Here is a 20,642-nt window from a genome sequence, read left to right as displayed (position 1 = left end):
GCGCAGGCCTGGACCGCCGCCGGGTAGCATTCCCCGGGTGAGATCCCCGATGAGCCCGGACCATCCGCTGCAGCAGGACTACGAGGTGCGCTTCGACTGGGCGCGCGAGGGCCTGCGCTCGATCGCACAGGGGGCAGGCGTCATCGTCGTGATCGACGCGATCTCGTTCACGACGACCGTGGAGCGGGCCGTGACCGAGGGGCTCGAGGTGCAGCCGTTCCCCGGCACGCGCGTCGAAGCCGAGCGCATCGCGGCTGAGCACGGCTTCGGAGAGGCCCGTCTTGCGGGACCGCGCGGGGGAGCGGGGGTGACGCTGTCGCCGTCGAGCCTCACCGCCGAGAACGTCGCAGCCTTCGGTGCGACCCGAGCCGTGGTGCCGTCGTTCAACGGCTCGCGGCTGTCGGCGGCGGCCGCGGGGTTCGGTGTGCCGGTGCTCGCCGCATCGCTGCGCAACCGCTCCGCCGTCGCGCAGTGGATCCTCGACCATCAGCACGCCGTCGGGCGCCGGGTCAAGGTCGCCGTGGTCGCGGGCGGCGAGGTGCGCGACGACGAGACGGTGCGGTTCTCCGACGAGGACATGCTCACCGCCGGCGCCGTGATCGATGCCCTGGGCGCGCTCGGCATCGACGCCTGCTCACCCGAAGCCGCCGCGGCTTGCGCCGCGTACACCGGCCTGGCCCGGGCGACCCGGCACCTGTTCACGGCCTCGTCGAGCGGCGTCGAGCTGCGTGACGAGGGGCAGGGCGCGGACGTCGAACTCGCCGCGCAGACGGATGTGTCCACGACGGTCCCGGTGCTCGTGGACGGGGTGTTCCGGGCGGTGGATCCGGCGGCTCGCGCCTGACCCGATCCCCCGCTCGTCCTCGATCCCCGATCCGCGGCTCATCCCCGATTCCGCCGCGTTTCCCTCCTCGTAGCGCCTTTCCCTCCCCGCAGAAGCGCCTCTCAGGGGAGGGAACGACGGCCAGGGGAGGGAAACGCATGGATGGGGGCCAGACTGGAGACACCCCGATCCGCCGAGGAGTAACCGCATGCCCGCCACTCTGACCTCGCCGTTGGACGAGGCCGCGCTCGGGCCCGACGTCCGGATGGCCTCGCGCACGATCGACCGGTTCGCCCGGGCGCACGACGCCTCGCACTACCTCCTGGTGCCCGACGCGGTGCTCGTTCCCCAGGACGCGGCGGCCGTCGCCCGGGTCTTCGCCGCCGTGCGTGCGGCCGGGCGCAGCCTCACCTTCCGCTCGGGTGGCACGAGCCTCAGCGGTCAGGGCGTGACGGGGGACGTCATGGTGGACACGCGCTCGGCGTTCCGCGGCATCCGCGTCGCCGCCGACGGCACCTGGATCGCCGCGCAGCCCGGTGCCACCGTGCGCCAGGTGAACACGCGGCTGGCTCGCTTCGGGCGCAAGCTCGGGCCGGATCCGGCGAGTGAGATCGCGTGCACGATCGGCGGCGTGGTCGCCGACAACTCGAGCGGCATGGCCTGCGGGATCGTGGAGAACTCGTACCGCACGATCGAGTCGATGCTGCTGGTGCTGCCGAGCGGCACGATCCTCGACACCGCCGCGCCCGACGCCCTGGCACAGCTGCGCGATCGAGAGCCCGAGATCGTCCGGGGTCTGCAGCACCTCCGCGACCGCCTCCGCGGGGATCCGGCCCTGAGCGCCGAGGTCGCGCGCCAGTTCTCGATGAAGAACACCATGGGGTACGGCCTCAACTCCCTCCTCGACTTCGACGATCCGGTGCGGATCCTGGAGCACCTCGTGATCGGATCCGAGGGGACGCTCGCGTTCGTGGCGGAGGCGCGGTTCCGCACGATCCCGATCCAGCCGGCGATCTCGACCGGGCTGCTGGTGTTCGACACGCTCTCCGACGCGATGGCGGCGCTGCCCGGCCTGACCTCGCTCGGACTCGCGACGATCGAGCTCCTGGACGCGGCGTCGTTGCGGGTCGCGCAGGGACTGAGCACGGTGCCGGAGGTGATCGCGGGGATCGACGTGCAGGGGCACGCGGCGCTGCTGATCGAGGTGCACGCCGCGGATGCCGACGCGCTGACCGCGGGCACGGCGGCGGCGCTCGCGCATGTCGCGTCTCTGCCGCTCACGACACCGGCACGCATGACCGAGGATCCGGTCGAGCGCGGGGAGCTCTGGACCGTCCGCAAGGGGCTGTACACGGCGGTCGCGGGAGCCCGCCCGTCGGGCACGACGGCGCTGCTCGAGGACATCGCGGTGCCGGTCGAGCGCCTGCTCGGCGTGTGCGAGGGCCTCACCGCGCTGTTCGAGAAGCACCGCTATGAGGGTTGCGTGATCTTCGGGCACGCGAAGGACGGCAACGTGCACTTCCTCATCAACGAGCGCTTCGACGATCCTGAGGCGCTGCGCCGCTACGAGGCCTTCACCGAGGACCTGGTCGCGCTCGTGCTCGCCCAGGGCGGCACGCTCAAGGCCGAGCACGGCACCGGGCGCATCATGGCTCCCTTCGTGCGCCGGCAGTACGGCGACGTGCTCACCGACATGATGTGGGAGATCAAGGGGCTCGTGGATCCGGACGGGATCCTCAACCCGGGCGTCATACTGTCGGACGACGCCGGCTCGTACCTCGCCGATCTCAAACTCGTGCCGACGGTGGAGGGCGAGGTCGACCGCTGCGTCGAATGCGGGTACTGCGAGCCGACCTGCCCCAGCAAGGACGTCACGCTCACCCCGCGGCAGCGCATCGTGCTGCGTCGCGACATGACGGCCGCTCTGCACCGCGGCGAGGTCGACGTGGCCGCCGAGATCGCGCGGGACTACGACTACGACGCCGTGCAGACCTGTGCCGTCGACGGCATGTGCGGGGTCGCCTGCCCCGTCGACATCAACACCGGCGATCTCGTGCGTCGGCTGCGGGCCGAGGAGGCGAGCCGGCTCGAACAAGGCGTGTGGAACGTCGCCGCGAAGGGTTGGGGCGCGATCACCCGTGGCGGCGGGCTCGCGCTGAACGTGGCCAAGGCGCTCCCGGCGCCGCTCGTCACCGCCGTCACCCGCGCCGGCCGCGCCGTGCTCGGCGCCGACACGGTGCCGCTCTACGACGGAGGGCTGCCGGACGGCGGCACCCGTGCGCTCGCCGCGACGGATCCGGCCGACGCGCAGGCCGTGCTGTTCGGATCCTGCATCGGCACGATGTTCGGCGCGGAGCAGGACGCCGACGGCGTGCACGGCGAGGGATCGCGTGAGGCCGTGCGGCTGCTGCTGGAGCGTGCCGGGATCGCGTACGTTGTGCCGCCGGATGCGGGCGGGCTCTGCTGCGGCACCCCGTGGAAGTCCAAGGGCCAGCTCGATGGCTACGCCACCATGACCGAGCGCGTGCTGCCGGCGCTCTGGGCAGCGAGCCGCAACGGTGCCCTGCCCGTGGTCTGCGACGCCGCCTCCTGCACGGAGGGGCTGCACGTGATGCTGGCGAAGGCCGTCGCGGAGCGCCCGGAGTACGCCGCGCTGCGGATCGAGGACGCAACGACCTTCCTCGCGCGGGAAGTCCTGCCGAAGCTGACCGTGCGGGAGCGGATTCGCTCCGTCGCGGTGCATCCGACCTGCTCGACCACGCAGCTCGATGCGAACGATGCCCTGCGCGCGCTCGCCGCGGCCATCGCCGACGAGGTGTACGTGCCCGAGGGCTGGGGCTGCTGCGCGTTCGCGGGCGACCGCGGCATGCTGCACCCCGAGCTGACCTCGAGCGCGACCGCGGTCGAGGCCGCCGAGGTCGCGACGGCCGGCGCCCTGCGCGGTGGCTTCGACGCTTACGTCTCGGCGAACCGCACCTGCGAGCTCGGCATGAGCCGCGCCACCGGCCAGCCGTACCGGCACGTCGTCGAGGTGCTGGAGGAGCTCACCCGGCCCTGAGGCTCCACCTGGGATCCTGATCCGGGCTCCGGCCGGCCGATGGCGGTTGCGGTTGCGGTTGCGGTTGCGCCTCATGCCCCAGGATTTCTGCGACTCTGCAGGATGATTCCGCGCGGATCATCCTGCAGAGTCGGATCCGTCCTCCAGACGTTCGGCGCGGATCGGGCGTTCGATGCGGATCTGATCAAATCCCGAGCTGCGCGCCGCTGCAGTCGAGCCCGCGATAGATGCGGGGCGCGCCGTCGAGGGTCAGGGCCACCGTCCCCGCGCCGACGCCGAGGGGCGTCTCCTGCCCGATGCAGTCGATCTGCGTGACGCTCGCGCCCGTCGCCGTGACCGTCAGTGCGGTCTTGGTCGGCCACGGATCCAGCCAGAGCTCGGGCGCGGGGAACGTGCTGCCCGCAGGGTCGTGGTCGGCGTTCAGGATGTAGCCGTCGGCGCGGTTCCACAGCACGGCGAGTTCGCCCTCGGGGGTATCGAAGAGGAGGCCCTTGTTCTCCGGGTCCGCGAAGCTGAGCCAGCGGACGAACGTGGCGCGGTCGAGCAGCCGTGCCGCGTTCGCGTAGGCGAGTAGAGACGGCTTCGCGCTGGTGTCGCGGTTCATCAGGCCGTAGTGATACTCGGCGTCGGCGGGGTTCGCGACCTGTGGATTACCGAGGACGCTGTCGTGGAACTGGTACCAGCACACGCAGCGGACGCCCTCCGCCTTCGCGAGCGCAAGGCTCAGGAACACGTTCTCCGCGGCGTGCCGGTAGGTGTCGTACCACCACGCGTTGGGTTTGGTACAGGCGTACGCCTCGGTCATCCAGATCTCCTTCGGCCCGTACTGCGCGATGAGCGCCTTGAGCCGGCGGAGGCCACCGAGGAAGTTCCAGTAGGTGCCGTTCGCGCCCGCGTCCACCGGGCCCTGCGGCTCGTAGTCGGGGGTGAAGTTGCCTCGACCGGGGTGGAAGGCGATGCCGTCGATGAGGTCCCAGCCGCCGCCGGCGTGGAAGTTCTGCACCCAGGGCTCGTCCATGCCCGCGAGCCCGTTGTTCAGAAGCTTCAGCGATGCTCCGGTGGCGACCACCCGGTCGTGCACCGGACGCAGCGCCTTGTCGATGTACGACTGTGCGGCGGTGCCGGTGTTGAAAGGACGGTTCAGCTCGTTGCCGACCTCGAAGTACTCGGCGCCGGCCGCGACGGCGGTCGCCGTGTTCGTGTCCGCCCAGGCCGTCGCCTCGGCGGCGGTGGCTGTGAGCGAGGGCTGCAACTCGATGTTGTGCGACATGCCCCGGGCGTCGAAGGCGGAGGGCGGCAGCCCGGGCCCGCCGTCGTACGAGATCCGCACCCGGTCCACGCCGATGCTCTGCCAGAGGTCGAGCACGGCGGACGCGGAGGGCACCTGGAGCCAGGGGTAGTTGGCCATTCCGAACATGCTGTCCGCCGTCGCGGGGTGGTCTCGGGGCGGGACCGCTGCCAGATTCGTGCGGGCGAACGCCTCGATCCCGCCGGAGACCGCGGCGACCTCGGTGACGACGAAGCCGGATCCCGGCGCGGTCAGGGTGAAGGCGTGGTCGAGGGTCCCGGTGGCGGGAACGACCACGGAGTCCGTCTGGCTGGCCAGCAGGGTCCCATTGAAATCGCGCGCCCACCAGACCAGATCGACGGCGCGATCGGTCGCCGCGCCGTTGGCGACCTGGGCGGAGATCGTGAGCTGCTGCCCGGCCGTCGTCCACAGCCCGAACGGCCGATCGGTCCGGACCTCGATGCCGAGATCCTGCCCCGTGCCGATCGAGGCGACGGCCGAGGGCCGCTTGTCGCTGAAGAAGAAGTCCGCCCGGCTCACGACGCTGCCGTCGGGCTGGAGCACACCGGGCGCGTGCACCCAGGTGGAGTTCGTCCAGGCCTGACGGGAACGGTCGAGGATGAGCAGTCCGTGCAGCGCGCCCCAAGCCGAGGTGTGCGCGACGCCGACCGCGTCCTCGAAGGGGATTCCGCCGGCGGCATCCCTCTTCCACTCGGTGAGGGCGACATAGCCGTCCGGCTCGGTCGCCGAGAGGATCGCGCGGCTGAACAGGAAGCCCTCCGGGGTGAAGGTGCTGGAACCCGAGGCATGCCACTCGAGCCGCACGTGACGGGTGCTGATCGAGAAGAGCCCGTACACCGCGATCGGCCCGGCCGCGGCGGGCATCACGTAGTCCATTCGGATGGCGGGGCTGCCGTCGGCGAGCGTCACGAGCGTGGGCGTCCCGCCCGTCGACACCTGGATTCCCGTCACGGTGTCCTTGGTCTGGAACTTGGAGCCCTGGAGGCGGATGGTGCCGGAGCCGTCCCTGATCGCGACACGGCCGCCGGGGCTGGCGACGATGCTCACACCGTCGGCGCTGAGGGTCACGTCGCCCGCGGTCGCATTCGCGCGGATGGGGCTCTGCGCCGCCACGAGCAGCGCGCCTGCGGCGAAGGTCGCGCCCAGGAATCCTCGGCGCGTGAAGCCCGCGCCGGCATCGTTCGGTTTCGTCATCGGATCTCCCTTGATCGTGATAATGCGCATTAGCGCACGAACGGGCTCCAGTCTGATCCCTCTTCATCGTCGAAGTCAAGAAGACTTGCGCTTCGTGAAGATACGCATTAGCGTCGGGGCATCGCCTTGGTGATAGGCATTATCAGACGCGGAGGGCGCACATGTCGGGGAAGACGGGCAAGCCGACCCAGAAGGAGATCGCACGGATCGCCGGGGTCAGCCAGACGACGGTTTCTCTCGTGCTCAACGACCGGGACGGCACGAACGTGCGCATCCCCGAAGCCACGAGGGAGCGGGTGCGTCGCGCGATCGAGCAGACGACGTACGTGGCCGATCCCGCCGCGCGCAGGCTCGCCGGGCTCGACAACAAGATCCTCGGCGTCTTCACCTACGAGTCCGCCCTGACCGCGGAGAGCATGGACTTCTACGGACCGCTGCTCAACGGGATCGAACGCGCCGCCGAGCAGTACGACTGCGACCTCCTGTTCTTCACGAGCTCGCCTGTCGAGAACGGTTCGCGCCGCCTCTTCCACCGGAACACGCGCCTGCGCCTCGCCGACGGCTGCATCCTGCTCGGCCAGCACATGGACGGGGAGGAGCTGGCCCGTCTGGTCAGCGAGGGCTTCCCCTTCGTCGCCGTCGGACGCCGCGACGAGGCCGAAGGCGTGCCCTACGTCGGGATCGACTACCGCGCTCTCACCCGCGATCTGATCGCACGGGCGGTCGAGCTGGGCCACACGTCCGCGGTGTACGTGCACGGCGACCGGAACACCCCGTCGTCCCGCGATCGGCTCGCCGAGATCGAGGCGGCCCGCGCGAGCGGACCGCTGTCCTTCCGCTCGCTGCCGGAGGTCGGCGGGGATCTCGCCGCCACCGCGCGCACGATCGTCGAGAGCGGCGCGACCCTCGTGGTCGCCGAAGACGCCTTCGCCGCAGAAGACCTCGCGCTCGCCCTCGAGCGGCAGGGTGTCGCACTGCCGGTCCAGGTCTCCATCGCCGCGCTCGGTGAGGTGCAGAGTCACACCGTCGAGGGCCTGCGCCTGTCCGGCTTCCACACCCCGCGTCAGCGCATCGCCTTCGAGGCGCTGGGCCTGCTCAGGGAGCTGATCGCGGCCGACCCCGAAAGCGCGGGAACGATCGATCGGCAGCGCCTTCTGCAGGGGTCCTTCGAACCCGGCGAGACGCTGATGGCACGTCGGGCCGACGCATGAAGGAGCTTCGCGCCGACATCGCGATCATCGGAGGCGGGCTCGGGGGCGTCGCCGCTGCGCTGGCCGCTCTCGGCCGCGGCAAGCGCGTGATCCTGTCCGAGGAGTACGCGTGGCTCGGCGGTCAGCTCACCTCTCAGGCGGTTCCGCCGGACGAGCACATCTGGGTCGAGCAGTTCGGCGTCACGGCCCGGTATCGCGCGCTGCGCGAAGGGATCCGTGCGTACTACCGCTCCTTCTACCCGCTCACGGACGCCGCCCGCCGCGACCCGAGGCTCAACCCCGGACTCGGACGGGTGAGCAGGCTCTGTCATGAGCCCAGGGTCGCCGTCGCCGTCATCGAGCAGCAGTTGGCCCCGTACCTCTCCAGCGGACGGCTCACCGTCCTGCAGCCCTATGTGCCGGCGGCGGCCGTGGCGGCCGACCATGTCGTCTCATCCGTGACCCTTCGCCACATCGAGGACGGCACGGAAGTGCAGGTGGAGGCCCCGTTCGTCCTCGACGCCACCGAGACGGGCGAGCTCCTCCCGCTGACCGGGACGGACTACGTCTCCGGGGCCGAGGCGCGTTCCGAGACGGGGGAGCCGAGCGCGCCCGAGCAGGCGGATCCCGGCAATCTGCAGGCGATCTCGTGGTGCTTCGTCTTCGACCATGTCGAGGGCGCCGACTTCACGATCGAGCGGCCGGAGAGCTACGACTACTGGCGCGAATACGCCCCGGACTTCTGGGGCGACCGGCTGCTGTCGTTCACCGCACCGCAGCCGCGCACCCTCGAGCCCGAATCCCGCACGCTCCATGTCAACCCGCCCTACGGCGCCGAACGTGCGGAGCAGGATCCCCGGGAGGATCCGGGCGACCTCGACCTGTGGGAGTTCCGCCGGATCATCGCCCGTCAGAACTTCCAGCCCGGCGCCTACGAGAGCGACATCGTCGTGGCCAACTGGCCGATGCTGGACTACCTCGACGGATCCGTCTTCGACGATCCCGACGCCGAGGCGCACCGTGCGGCCGCGAAGGAGCTCTCCCGCTCCTACCTGTACTGGCTGCAGACCGAGGCCCCGCGCCCCGACGGCGGCACGGGCTGGCCGGGACTGCGCCCGCGCGGCGATCAGACCGGCACGGCGGACGGATTCGCGCAGGCGCCGTACGTCCGCGAGTCGCGTCGAATCCGGGCGGTCACCACCGTGGTCGAACAGGACATCTCGGTCGCGTCCCGCGGTCACGCCGGTCCGGCGACCTTCCCCGACTCGGTCGGCGTCGGCATGTACCGGATCGACCTGCACCCCTCGACGGGCGGCGACAACTACATCGATGTCGAGTGCGCACCGTTCGAGATCCCGCTCGGTGCGCTCGTCCCGGTCGACACGCGCAACCTCATCCCCGCCGCGAAGAACATCGGCACGACCCACATCACCAACGGCGCATATCGCCTCCATCCCGTCGAATGGAACATCGGAGAGTCCGCGGGCGAGCTCGCGAGCTTCTGCATCGACGAATCCACGCTTCCGAGACATGTGCTCTCGGACCAGGAACTGCGACAGCGGTTCCAGAGCCGGCTCGTCGAGTCGGGCATCGAGCTCCACTGGCCGGAGATCCTCGGCTACTAGCGAGTCCCCTCCTATCAAGAAAGCCCCTCATGAACACAGCAAAGAAGCTGGTCGGCGCTGCTGCCCTGGCGACGGCCGCGATCGTCGCGATCACCGGATGCAGCGCCACCCCGACCGCCCCCGCGCCCACCACCGCCGCCCCGAACAGCGTCGCCCTCCGCATGACGGTGTGGACATCGAACGAGGCGCAGCTCGCGCTGTTCGCCTCGATCGCCGACAGTTACAAGGCGACGCACCCTGAGATCAAGTCCATCACCTTCGACAGCCTGCCGTTCGCGGACTACAACACGACCCTGACGACACAGATCGCCGGTGGCAACGCCCCGGACCTCGCGTGGATGGGGGACCTGTCCAAGGACCTGATCGCCTCCGACGCGCTGCTCCCGCTCACCCCGGTGCTCAAGGACACGAAGGGCTGGGGGTACGACGACCTGCTGCCCAGTGCGACCGCGGAGTTCTCGAAGGGCGGGCAGCTCTACGCCTATCCGTTCTCGAACTCGCCGTACGCGCTCTACGTGAACAAGGATCTTCTCGCCGCGGCCGGCCAGACCCTGCCCGCGTCGGGAGCGACCTGGGACGAAGTCTCGAAGATCGGGGCAGCGGTGAACGCCGCGACAGGGAAGGCGGGGTTCGTCATCCGCGACTTCGATTACTCCGCCTGGAACACCCTGGCCACGGTCTGGACCGGGTGGGGCGCGAATGCCTGGAACGCCGACGGCACGAAATGCGCCTTCGACGACGACAAGATGGTCGGCGCCTTCACCTTCTTGCACGACGCCGTCTTCAAGGACTCCGCCATGCCAGGCCCCGGCACCAGGGCCGACTTCTTCGCCGGCGACTCCGCGTTCACCGTCGCTCAGGTCTCCCGGGCCTCGCTGCTCACCGGCAACTTCGGATACGAGGTCATGCCGCTTCCCGCCGGACCCGCCGGGTCCTACTCGGTGATCGGGCAGGCGGGCATGGGAGTCCTCCGCACGAGCGCGCATCCGCAGGAGGCGAGCTCCTTCCTCGCCTATCTGACCGGACCGGAGAACAGCGCCAAGCTCTCTCAGTTCTTCCCCTCGGCGCGCAAGTCTCTGCTGACCGGCGAGAAGCTGGCGGCGAACAACACGAAGCTGACCGCCGAGCAGCTGCAGACGGTGGTCGTGGATCAGATCCCCGGTGCCGTCACCCTGCCGAATCACACCAGTCCTGCCGAGATCGCGCAGAAGGGCAAGACCGCCCTCGACGCGATGTGGAAGCCCGATGCGGACGTCAAGAAGGTGCTGGGCTCTGTCTGCTCGGCGATCTCCCCGCTCCTGGTGAAATGACGATGACTGTCAGCTCCACCATGCCCCGGGAGGCGTCACCGGACGCCTCCCGGGGCGCCGGAGGGCCGGATCCCGTGCGCAGGCGCGCGACCCGATTCTGGACGATGCGCCGGCGAGACGCAGCCGCGGGCTACCTCTTCATCGCGCCCCAGCTGGCGGGCGTCGTGCTGTTCGTCCTGATCCCGGTCGGCCTCGCGATCGTCTACAGCCTGAACAAGTGGAACATCTTCACCGGGCAGCTCAGCTTCGTCGGCGGGGCGAACTACGCCGCGCTCGCCGCGGATCCGCAGCTGCCGAGCGTGCTGGGCGCCACCGCGGTGTTCTCCCTCGGCGTCGTGGTGCTCAACATCGCTCTCGGGCTCGGTCTGGCTGTGATGCTCAATCGCCGTTTCCGAGGGGTGACGTTCTTCCGCACCCTGTTCTTCTCCCCGGTCGTGATCTCGGTCGTGGCCTGGACGCTGGTCTGGGGTTTCCTGCTCCAGGACAACGGCGGGATCAACGCCCTGCTCGCGCAGATCGGCATCCACGGCCCGAACTGGCTGCAGGAGGGGCCCACTGCCATGGGCGCCGTGATCGTGACGCAGGTCATCCGCAGCGTCGGGGTGAACATGGTGCTGTTCCTGTCCGCGCTGCAGGGGGTGCCCGGAGAGCTGTACGAGGCGGCGCGCATCGACGGGGCAGGCAGCCGCACCATCTTCACGCGCATCACGCTGCCGCTCATCTCCCCGACGCTGCTGCTCACGGGCATCATCACGATCGTGGGAGCGCTGCAGGCGTTCGCGCAGATCGCGGTGCTCACCGAGGGCGGCCCCGCCCTTTCCACGACGGTGCTCGTCTATTACGTCTTCCAGCAGGCGTTCACCTTCAACAACATCGGCTACGGCTCGACCCTCGCGCTGATGCTGCTCACGTTCGTGATGCTGCTCACCGTCTTGCAGTGGCAGCTCCGAAGGAGATGGGTCTTCTATGAGAACTGAGACACTCGCGGAACCGCAGTTGGCCGGACGGGCGACCCCCTCGCAGATCGTGACCCCTCGACCCCGGCAGGGGCGGATCCTCCGCCGGATCGTGCTCTACGTCGCCCTCGGTGTGCTGGCGCTGCCGTTCGTCGTGCCGACGATCTGGATGGTCGCATCCTCGTTCAAGCCGCTCGATCAGATCTTCGCCGCGCCGCCCACGATCTTCACCGCGTCGCCGACCTGGGACGCGTACGTGCAGGCGTTCGGGTTCCAGCCCTTCGCCCGCCAGTACGGCAACAGCGTCTACATCGCCGTCGTCGTGACGCTCATCGCGCTCCTGGTGTCGAGCCTCGCGGGCTACGCCTTCGCGCGCATCCGCTTCCCCGGGCAGAACGTGCTGTTCCTGGTCGTGCTGATCGGCCTGCTGGTGCCCGGAGAGGTGACGATCGTGCCGCTCTTCCAGATGTTCAAGAGCGTGGGGCTGATCAATACGCACTGGCCGCTGATCCTCGTGACGGCGCTCGCCGCGCCCTGCGTGCTGGCGACCTTCATCATGCGGCAGTTCTTCATCGCGCTGCCTGTCGAGCTGGAGGAGGCCGCCCGCCTCGACGGGCTCGGACGGCTGGCGATCTGGTGGCGGATCTGCCTGCCGCTGGCGAAGCCCGCCCTGTCCGCCGTCGCGATCCTCACCTTCCTGGCGTCCTGGAACCTCTATCTGGAGCCGACCGTCTACCTGACATCACCGGACCTGTTCACGCTGCCGCAGGCGCTCACGCGCTACACCGACGCATACGGCGGCGAGATGTGGAACACGCAGCTGGCCGCGGCGACCATGACGGTCGTGCCGGTGCTCGTGGTGTTTCTGATCGCGCAGCGGCAGTTCGTCGAGGGGCTGGCCCACTCCGGGCTGAAGGGCTGAGGGCTGAAGAGCGGAGACGGTGCGCGGCCGCGATCGGGTGCCGCTTCCGCAGGACTTCTGCAACTCTGCAGGATGATTCCGCGCGGATCATCCTGCAGAGTCGAATCCGTCCTTCAGGACTCGACCGGCGCGACCTCGAAATACAGGTCCGCGTGCAGCGCGCATCGCGGGTTGAACGCGGCCGCGCACAGGGGGCAGGCGGTGACTCCGAGGTACTCGCGGATCTCGAGCTCGTGGCCGCAGACGCCGCAGAGCACGGCCTTGGCGTCCTGCTCGGCGAGGGGCCACGGCCGGGACGGGTGTCCGGCCGTCTCCTCGTGGCAGAGGTGGCAGGGGTAGTACTCGCCGCAGCACGCGAAGCGGATCGCCACGACGTCGAGCTCGGTGCGGTAGTGCACGCAGCGGGTCTGCCCGTCGACCGGGCGGCCCTTGATCTCGACCTGATCGATGCCCATGGCAACGATCCTAGGCAGGGTGCGTGTTCAGCCGCGGTGCACGTCCACGGGCACGATCATCGGCGTGCCGGCGACCGGATCCGGGATCACGACGGCTTCGAGGTCGAAGACCTCGCGCAGCAGCTCGACGGTGACGACGTCACCCGGAGCGCCCTCGGCGACGATGCGGCCGTCGCGCATCGCGACGAGATGGTCGGCGTAGCGTGTGGCGAGGTTCAGCTCGTGCATGACGACCACGACCTGCGTGCCGCGCTCGTGCGACAGCCGCACGAGCAGCTGCAGCAGCTCCACCTGGTGCGCGAGGTCGAGGTAGGTGGTGGGCTCGTCGAGCAGCAGGATGTCGGGCTCCTGCGCGAGCGCCATCGCGACCCACGCGCGCTGCCGCTGCCCGCCGGAGAGCTCGTCGATGGAGCGCTCCGCGAACTCCGTCATGCCGGTCACCTGCAGGGCATCGGCCACCACCTCGTCGTCGCGGCGGTCGCGCCCGCCCAGCCAGCCGCGGTGCGGGGTGCGACCGCGGTCGACGAGGTCGGCGACGCTGATCCCGTCGGGGGCGATCGGCGCCTGCGGCAACAGGCCGACGATCCGGGCGACCTCTTTGGTGGGCAGCTGCGAGATCGCGGTTCCGTCCAGCAGCACGGATCCGCTGCGCGGCTTCAGCAACCGGGCGAGCGTGCGCAGCAGGGTCGACTTGCCGCAGCCGTTACCGCCGACGATCATCGTGATCCCTGACGTGGGCAGGGCCAGGTCGAGGCCGTCGATGACGGGCGCGCCGTCGTAGCCGACGGTCAGGTCGTTCGCTTCGAGGGTGTGCGAGCTCATGCGCGCGTGCGTCCTCTCATCAGGAGCCAGAGCAGGAACGGCGCACCGATCGCGCCGGTGATCACGCCGACCGGCAGCGTGATCGGGAAGGCGTGCTGTCCAACCGCGTCGCCCGCGAGCACGATGATCGCGCCGAGGAGCGCGGAGACCAGAGGGAGTGCGGCGTCGCGCCGGACCAGCCGCAGCGCGATGGGCCCGGCCAGGAAGGCGACGAACGAGATCGGTCCGGTCAGCGAGGTCGCCACCGCGGTGAGCAGCACCGCGCACAGGATCAGCAGGATCCGGGAGTGCTGTGGGCGTGCGCCGAGCGCCGTCGCGGAGTCGTCGCCGAGTCGCAGCACCGGCAGCGTCCGCGCGGCCAGCAGGGCGACCACGAGCAGCACGGCGAGCACGGGAGCAGTCGGGGCGAGCTGGTCCCAGAGGCTGCGGCTGAGGGATCCGGCCATCCACACGGTCGCCTGCTCGGCGGCCTTGACGTCGGAGCGGGTGAGGACATAGCTGATCACGGCCTGGAGAGCCGCGGCGACGCCGATGCCGACCAGCACGAAGCGCAGGCCGGAAAGGCCACGGCGGTAGGCGAGCGCCCAGATCAGCAGCGCGGTGGGGAGCCCTCCGGCGACGGCCGCGCCGGCCACGACGAGCCCGGAGGCGCCGAAGAAGGAGATGGCCGTGATCGCCGCGGCGCTGGATCCGGCGCTGACGCCGATCACATCCGGGCTCGCGAGCACATTGCGCAGCAAGGTCTGGAACAGCACACCTCCGAGCCCGAACGCCGCCCCGGCCAGCAGCGCGCCGAACGCACGGGGCAGGCGCAGCTCGACCACGGCGAAGCTCACGCCCGGCACCGTCTGGCCGGTGAGCGCGCGCAGCACGTCGGGCAGGGCGAGGGTCTTCGCGCCGAACATGAGGGCTGCGCCGAACAGGAGGACCGTGACGACGGCGAGACCCGCGATGAGCACGGCGTCGCGGGCCTCGCGGTGGCGCCGAGCAGCGCGGAGCCGATCAGCGGGTGCGGACGTCGCGTCGGGTCGTGCGGTGTCGAGGACGGTCACAGGCCCACCGCCTTGCGCCGGCGCAGGAGCGCGATGAAGACCGGAGCGCCGATCACGCCCGTCACGATGCCCACCTCGAGCACACCGGGCCGAGCCAGGATCCGCCCGATCACGTCACAGACGAGCAGGAACGTGGCTCCGGCCGCGGCCGACAAAGGCACGATCCAGCGGTAGTCGCTGCCGACGAGCAACCGCACCGCATGCGGGACGGCGAGCCCGACGAACCCGATCGGACCCGCGAGGGCCGTCGCCGTGCCGCACAGGAGCACGACCGCGAGCACCGCGGTGAGCCGGGATGCGCCGACGCCCACGCCCAGCCCGCGAGCGACGTCGTCGCCGAGCGCGAGCGCGTTGAGTCGGCCGGAGCAGGCGACGGCGAGCACGGCGCCCAGGGTGAGAAAGCCCCCGAGCTGCGCCAGCGTGGAGAACGACGCCGCTGTCAGGGATCCGACTTGCCAGAACCGGAAGCTCTCCAACGTCGACTGGTCGACGATGAGGATGCCCGTGATCACGGCCGTCGCGATCGCCGTGACCGCCGCGCCCGTGAGCGCGAGCGTCACCGGGGTCGCGCCACCGGGACTCGCCGCGGCGGCGCCGTAGCCGAGCACCACCGCCACGGCGGCGCCGGCGAGGGCGCACCACACGATCGCGAGCGGCGCCTGCCACCCGAACAGCGTCATGCCGAGCACCACGAACAGCGACGCTCCGGCGTTCACGCCGAGCAGGCCGGGGTCGGCGAGAGGGTTGCGAGCCATGCCCTGCATGAGGGCACCGCCCATGCCCAGTGCCGCGCCGACCAGCAGTCCGGTGATCGTCGTAGGCACCCGGGAGAGCACGGCCGCCTGGTCCGTGGAACCGTCGGGGCGCAGGAACGCATCCCACACGGCGCCGGGCGGCACGATGCGCGCACCCAGCGCGAGGGAGAGCCCGCTCGCGACGAGAAGCGCGACGAGGCATACGACGAGCGCCCACGTCGGGGACAGACGCACGCGACGGCGTGCCTCGGATCCCGGCGCGGGCGGCGTCGGTGCAGGGGCGAGGGTCATCAGGCCTTGGCGGCAGCCTCGCCGAGCATCTTCGCGTAGGTCGGCAGCGCCCACGGGATGGACAGCACGGTGGGCGCTGATACCGCCATCAGCAGGGCTTCGTCGTTCATGAGCGCGACGGAGCCCTTCTTCACGGCGGGGATCCGGCTCAGCAGCGGGTCGTTCTGAAGGGTGGACAGGTCGCCGCCCTGCACGTAGACCACCGCGACGTCGGCGTCGAGCTTGTCGGCCTGCTCGGCCGAGATCGTCGCGACGAAGCCCTTCTCGTTCTCGGCCAGGTCGGTGATGGACTGCGGCGTGGCGAAGCCGAGGTCGTTCAGGTACTGCACGCGGGTGTCGCTCGGCGTGTAGTACTGCACCTTGCCGAGATCCTTCGCGTCGACCCACATGACCATGCCGGTCTTGCCCTTCGCCGCGGGGTACTTCGCCATCTCGGTCGCCATGGCCTTCTCGGTGTCGGCGATCAGGGTCTTGGCCTCTGCGGACTTGCCGAGCGCTGCGCCGACCATCGTGGTGGAGTCGCGCCACGAGGTGCCCCAGGGCGTGCCCGGGTAGGCGACGGTGGGGGCGATCTTGGCGAGGGTGTCGTACTCCTGCTTCGTGAGACCGGAGTTCGCGCCCAGGATCAGATCCGGCGAGGTGTCCGCGATCTTCTCGTAGGGGATCCCGTCGGTCTCGTCGTGCAGTGGCGGAAGCTTCGCCTTGTCGGCGTCGATCGCGTCCTTCGTCCACTCCAGGTAGCCGTCGCCGTCCGCGTCGCCGAAGGTCGACTTCGGGATCGTGACCGGGATCGTGCCCAGGGCGATCGCGGCATCGAAGCTGCCCCAGCCGATCGTGGCGACGTTCTTCGGTGCCGATTCGATGACGGTCTTGCCGTAGACGTGCTCGGTGGTCGCGGGGAAGGCGCCGCTCGAGAATCCGGTTCCGGTCGTGCTGGGCGCGGACCCGGCTGAGCACGCGGACAGCACGAGGGCGCCGGCGGTCAGGAGGCTGAGGACGGCCGCGCCACGGCGCAGACGGAGGGAGGGCATGGGATCTCCTCGAAGAAAGACAGCGGGTAGATAGGTAAGCCTAACCTATGTGCCTGATCCCTCGAGAAGGGCCGGAGTCGGCCTGCGCGGCGGGTGCTTCAGAGTCCGTTGAGCAGCCCCAGGCACGGCCCGATCACGACGAGCCACGCGGCTGCGGAGATGATGAGCACGCCCACGCCGATGCCCCTGGTCTTCGCCCAGATCAGCAGCACCGCGCCCAGGATCAGCGGCAGTACGAGCGCGCCGATCGAGAACGCGGTTCCGAGGTTGGCGAGGCTGAAGAACAGCACCAGAGCGATCAGCATGGATCCGCAGCCGACCGCGGTTCCGACGCCGATCCCCGCGCCGAAGCTCAGTCCCGAGCGCGGTGGTGGTCCGCCGGCCGGACCGGCATACGCCGCGTAGCCGCCCGGCGCTGCGGGGGTTCCCGACGCTCCCGGATATGAGCCCGGCGCGCCGGGATAGGCGCCGGGCGCGGCACCCCCCGAGGGAGGACCGGTGGGCGCCACCGGATCGGGCGGCGGAACCACCGTCCGAGCCGGAGGGATCTCGGCGCCCCCCGGAGGGATCGCGTCGCCCGTCGGCGTTGGGCCGCCGAGCGGTGGGGCGAGGGGAGGGGCGGCCGGCTCCGGGAGGGGAGCCTGAGGAGGCGCGGGCGGACCGGGCGGTGCAGGTGCGGGCGGCGCCGCCGGCGGGCTCGGCGGCGCGGGTGGCCGGGGCGGGCCCGGCGGCTGCTCGGGAGCGCCGGGTGCGGGTGCGGGAGGATCCGGCTGGACCACCGGCTGCTCCGGATCCGGTTCGGGCGGGTCCTCAGGCGTGCTGTTCACTCGGGATCCTCCTTGGGATGAGCGGGAAGGCGCCTCGCCGCGCCTTCCAGACGATGCGGGCGAGCAGGAGCGGGATCGTGACGATGAGGAACAGCTGCGGTCGGGTCAGGCCGAGCCAGGCGACGTCGTTGCCGCGCACGAACTCCACGAAGAAGCGGAAGATCCCGTATGCCGCGATGTATAGCGTGAGGGTCTCGCCGGCGGCGATGTCGCGGTGGCGCAGCCAGAACCAGAGCAGGCAGAACGCGGCCGCGTGGAACGCGATCTCGTAGATGAAGCTCGGGTGCAGCGGCACTCCCGCCGTGGATCCGACCCGCGCGGCGGCCGCGGGATCCAGCACGATGCCCCAGTCCGCACCAGTGGGGGTGCCCGGCCGCTCGGTGAACAGGCAGCCGAACCGGCCGATCGCCATCGCGATCGCGACCGCCGGGGCGAAGAGGTCGCCGCTGCGCTCGCGGTAGCCGACGATCTTCTTGGCGACGTGCACGCCGAGCCAGGCTCCGACCAGGGCGCTCAGGATCGAGGCGTTGCCGTGCGTGAGCTGCGAGACGAGGTCGCGGTTCTTGGTGAGGTCGATGTGCTGAGCCCAGGTGCCCAGACGGCTCAGGATCGCTGCGCCCAGCAGCGCACCGAGCACGAGATATGCCACCCGCGGATCCGTGACGCCCCGCCGGCGACGCTCGATGAGGAACACGATCCCCGCCGCGCTCAGTCCGAGCGCGACGAAGAACCCGTGCGTCTCGAGCGGAGGCGCCCACGGTCCGAGCAGATCCTGCAGCGTCGGGAACATCAGAACCGCCCGATCCAGAACATCACCCAGAACGGGGTCGCGACAGCGGCGAGCACCGCGAGAGCAGAGAGATACGTGAGCACGAGGCGGGTGTCGCCGAGCTTGCACTTCGAGCGCAGCAGACCCTGACGGCGGGCGCGCGCATATCCGGCGATGGCGACGAGTGCGAAGCCCAGCACGGCGATCGGACCGAGCAGGCACGCGATGAGTGCGACTGTCGTGAACACGCACAGCCGCAGGGGATCGAACGGCGGTGCGGCGGATCCGACGGTCTCGTCGTAGCGGTTCAGGCCGGACAGGTCGAGCTCACCGGGCGCGCCCGTCGCGCCCTCGCCCTGAGGGGCGGGGGACGGATCCGGAAGCGCGGCGGACACGGGTCAGTGCCCCACCGAGAGCGGCAGCCGGGCGCGGTCCCCGACGTCGACGCCCGCCTCTGAGGCGGCGCCGCCGGCGCGAGCACCCGCGGATCCGGTCGCTGTCGAGATGCGCGTGCGGGAGAGCGGCGCCCACGCCTGCACGGCGCAGAACGGCGCGCACTGGTGCGCCGACGTCTGCTCGTTGACCGTCGCGACATGCACGCAGCACTGCGTGAGGCGCTCCTCGATCATGGTGTTGATGTCCATGAAGGGCTTGACCGTGATGCGCTTGACGCGTTCGCCGAGGAACTGCCTCAGCCGCTTGTGCTGCCCGGGCAGCGCCGCGGTGGCGAGCTTGCTGAGCGTGCCGATGCCGAGGTCGCAGCCCGTGCAGATGTCCTTCCAGAGGGATCCGATCGAGGGGTGCGACAGCGACGACTGCTCGCTGAGCAGGTCGAGCAGTGATTGCTTGACCGAGTCCTTCAGCTTCTGATTGATGCCGCTGTCGGCGATGCGGTTCGCGATCAGGTCCGGGTTGAGGTCGAGGAACTCCTTGAGCCGGTCGTGCCCGACGAGCTTGGTGAGCGAGTTCCAGGATCCGGAGTCGTCCTTGAGCAGGTAGCCGACCGAGCAGCAGTGCGGGTGGCTGCAGGGGAGCGCGGTGAGATCCTTCCAGGTGACCTCGCCGTCGGTCTGCGGCTCGAGCCGGGCGAGCACGCCCGTGTGCGTGAGACGGTCGTGCGGGTCGATCCCCGCCGAACGGCCGGATCCGAACACGGGCTGGATCGTGACGCCGCCCACGTAGGGCGTCTCCATCGCGCGACGGATCACGGCGCCGATCTCGCCGTCGTTCACGCCGAGGGCTGCGGTCATGGTGAGGGTTGTGAACACCCCCGCCTCGCTGAGTCGTGCGAGCGCGCGTTCCTTGAACCGGCGGATGTCCGCGCCACGGTGGTAGGCGGACGCCCCGGCGCTCTCGCCGTCGTACTGCAGGTAGACCTCGACCCGCTCGCGGTGCTTCTTGAGCGTCGCGACGAGTGCGTCGTCCTGCGCGATGCGCAGACCGTTCGAGTTGAGCAGGATGCGTACGATCGGGCGCGCCACGAGGTGCTCGAGCAGCTGCTCCAGCCAGGGGTACAGGGTCGGCTCGCCGCCGGAGAGCATCAGCACGTCGATGCGATTGTTCTCCTTGGCGAGCCGGGCATCGACCGAGGCGAGCACTTCCGCGAGCGGGGCGATGGCGCTCGCCGCAGGGCTGGATTCCGCGAAGCACGTCGGGCAGCGCAGGTTGCAGTGGTCGGTGAGGTCCTCCAGCAGGATGCAGGTGTGCTGCGTCTGCATCTCGGGCAGGCCGTCCTCGTAGGCCGAGGGCACCGGTTTGAAGTTGCCCGCGAGGTCGGGTTCGTGCACTTTCGTCGGTGCGGTCCACTGCTCGAGGTAGGTGAGGATCTCGGCCGACTCGTCGTAGAGCGTGCGCTGCAGTCCGTGCTCGGGGCAGCCTCGCTCGAGCCAGACGCGGTCGCCTCGCACCGCCAGCCAGCCGCTCAGCCGGCGGACATCCGCGAGCGGACGTTCCGGATCCTCTTCATGGCACGTGGGGCAGAACGCGTTGACGTAGCGGTGCACGCGGTAGTCGCGGAGGGGCTGTCCGGATCCGGCGGTCTTCGCGCGGACGGGGGCTCCCGCCGCACCGGGGCCGAAGCCTGCCGGGTTCTCCACGGTGGGGGTCATGCGCTCACCCTAGCGGCCGGGTGGTTCCGTGTCGGGGGTGCGGACGGGGCGTGTGGATAACCGCGCGGTCGCGAAGTCCGATCGTGCGGCGAGGACGTTCGTGCCGGATGTATGCGCACACAGGAGCGGAGGGCCGCCCGCAAGG

At 70.3% G+C, this 20,642-nt stretch carries 17 protein-coding genes; 7 read left to right on the top strand and 10 right to left on the bottom strand.

Annotated features, from left to right (window positions below):
- Window positions 1-37: 37 nt before the first annotated feature.
- Window positions 38-844, top strand: coding sequence for a 2-phosphosulfolactate phosphatase (locus ACTJI8_RS06650; RefSeq protein WP_440732634.1), 807 nt, complete (start codon window positions 38-40; stop codon window positions 842-844).
- Between the two features lie 187 nt (window positions 845-1,031).
- Complete coding sequence (locus tag ACTJI8_RS06645) at window positions 1,032-3,881, top strand: FAD-binding and (Fe-S)-binding domain-containing protein (protein ID WP_440732633.1); 2,850 nt, start codon at window positions 1,032-1,034, stop codon at window positions 3,879-3,881.
- Between the two features lie 184 nt (window positions 3,882-4,065).
- Here ACTJI8_RS06645 and ACTJI8_RS06640 read toward each other — a convergent pair whose 3' ends face one another.
- Window positions 4,066-6,384, bottom strand: coding sequence for a hypothetical protein (locus ACTJI8_RS06640; RefSeq protein ID WP_440732632.1), 2,319 nt, complete (start codon window positions 6,382-6,384; stop codon window positions 4,066-4,068).
- A gap of 161 nt (window positions 6,385-6,545) precedes the next feature.
- Between ACTJI8_RS06640 and ACTJI8_RS06635 the strand changes: the two genes are divergently transcribed.
- From ACTJI8_RS06635 to ACTJI8_RS06615, 5 genes are read left to right on the top strand one after another with little or no spacing between them, the layout of a single operon-like run.
- A complete protein-coding gene (locus ACTJI8_RS06635) occupies window positions 6,546-7,595 on the top strand; it encodes a LacI family DNA-binding transcriptional regulator (RefSeq protein ID WP_440732631.1) in 1,050 nt (349 codons plus the stop codon).
- Complete coding sequence (locus ACTJI8_RS06630) at window positions 7,592-9,199, top strand: FAD-dependent oxidoreductase (RefSeq protein ID WP_440732630.1); 1,608 nt, start codon at window positions 7,592-7,594, stop codon at window positions 9,197-9,199. The genes ACTJI8_RS06635 and ACTJI8_RS06630 overlap by 4 nt, the downstream gene beginning before the upstream one ends.
- Window positions 9,200-9,228: 29 nt before the next feature.
- Window positions 9,229-10,509 carry an ABC transporter substrate-binding protein gene (locus ACTJI8_RS06625; RefSeq protein ID WP_440732629.1) on the top strand — a complete coding sequence of 427 codons (1,281 nt, stop codon included), beginning with the start codon at window positions 9,229-9,231 and terminating at the stop codon, window positions 10,507-10,509.
- On the top strand, window positions 10,506-11,486 hold the full coding sequence (locus tag ACTJI8_RS06620; RefSeq protein WP_440732628.1) for a carbohydrate ABC transporter permease: 981 nt from the start codon (window positions 10,506-10,508) through the stop codon (window positions 11,484-11,486). Before ACTJI8_RS06625 ends, ACTJI8_RS06620 begins: the two co-directional genes overlap by 4 nt.
- Window positions 11,476-12,387 (top strand): carbohydrate ABC transporter permease, encoded by a 912-nt coding sequence (locus ACTJI8_RS06615; protein ID WP_440732627.1) that lies wholly within the window; start codon window positions 11,476-11,478, stop codon window positions 12,385-12,387. The genes ACTJI8_RS06620 and ACTJI8_RS06615 overlap by 11 nt, the downstream gene beginning before the upstream one ends.
- A 113-nt stretch (window positions 12,388-12,500) precedes the next feature.
- Here ACTJI8_RS06615 and ACTJI8_RS06610 read toward each other — a convergent pair whose 3' ends face one another.
- The 9 genes from ACTJI8_RS06610 to ACTJI8_RS06570 all read right to left on the bottom strand — a co-directional run bounded on the left by ACTJI8_RS06610 (window position 12,501) and on the right by ACTJI8_RS06570 (window position 20,497).
- The gene (locus tag ACTJI8_RS06610) at window positions 12,501-12,842 is read right to left on the bottom strand and encodes a CHY zinc finger protein (RefSeq protein WP_440732626.1); all 342 of its coding nucleotides are present in this window, start codon (window positions 12,840-12,842) and stop codon (window positions 12,501-12,503) included.
- Window positions 12,843-12,869: 27 nt separating this feature from the next.
- Window positions 12,870-13,664 carry an ABC transporter ATP-binding protein gene (locus ACTJI8_RS06605; protein WP_440732625.1) on the bottom strand — a complete coding sequence of 265 codons (795 nt, stop codon included), beginning with the start codon at window positions 13,662-13,664 and terminating at the stop codon, window positions 12,870-12,872.
- Window positions 13,661-14,716: a FecCD family ABC transporter permease gene (locus tag ACTJI8_RS06600; protein ID WP_440732624.1), complete on the bottom strand. Its 1,056-nt coding sequence runs from the start codon at window positions 14,714-14,716 to the stop codon at window positions 13,661-13,663. Before ACTJI8_RS06600 ends, ACTJI8_RS06605 begins: the two co-directional genes overlap by 4 nt.
- Window positions 14,713-15,762 carry a FecCD family ABC transporter permease gene (locus ACTJI8_RS06595; protein WP_440732623.1) on the bottom strand — a complete coding sequence of 350 codons (1,050 nt, stop codon included), beginning with the start codon at window positions 15,760-15,762 and terminating at the stop codon, window positions 14,713-14,715. The genes ACTJI8_RS06600 and ACTJI8_RS06595 overlap by 4 nt, the downstream gene beginning before the upstream one ends.
- Complete coding sequence (locus tag ACTJI8_RS06590; protein WP_440732622.1) at window positions 15,762-16,793, bottom strand: iron-siderophore ABC transporter substrate-binding protein; 1,032 nt, start codon at window positions 16,791-16,793, stop codon at window positions 15,762-15,764. The genes ACTJI8_RS06595 and ACTJI8_RS06590 overlap by 1 nt, the downstream gene beginning before the upstream one ends.
- A gap of 98 nt (window positions 16,794-16,891) precedes the next feature.
- Window positions 16,892-17,098: a hypothetical protein gene (locus tag ACTJI8_RS06585; protein ID WP_440732621.1), complete on the bottom strand. Its 207-nt coding sequence runs from the start codon at window positions 17,096-17,098 to the stop codon at window positions 16,892-16,894.
- 505 nt (window positions 17,099-17,603) lie between these two features.
- On the bottom strand, window positions 17,604-18,410 hold the full coding sequence (locus ACTJI8_RS06580) for a prolipoprotein diacylglyceryl transferase (protein ID WP_440732620.1): 807 nt from the start codon (window positions 18,408-18,410) through the stop codon (window positions 17,604-17,606).
- Window positions 18,410-18,784, bottom strand: a complete 375-nt coding sequence (locus ACTJI8_RS06575; RefSeq protein WP_440732619.1) for a hypothetical protein — start codon at window positions 18,782-18,784, stop codon at window positions 18,410-18,412. The genes ACTJI8_RS06580 and ACTJI8_RS06575 overlap by 1 nt, the downstream gene beginning before the upstream one ends.
- A gap of 3 nt (window positions 18,785-18,787) precedes the next feature.
- Window positions 18,788-20,497, bottom strand: a complete 1,710-nt coding sequence (locus tag ACTJI8_RS06570; protein ID WP_440732618.1) for a radical SAM protein — start codon at window positions 20,495-20,497, stop codon at window positions 18,788-18,790.
- Between the last annotated feature and the right edge of the window lie 145 nt (window positions 20,498-20,642).

This window comes from Microbacterium sp. 22303 (assembly GCF_052045265.1).
Taxonomy (GTDB): domain Bacteria; phylum Actinomycetota; class Actinomycetes; order Actinomycetales; family Microbacteriaceae; genus Microbacterium.
Note: the sequence above shows the minus strand (reverse complement) of the source record. Positions and strands in the feature narration are given on the sequence as shown.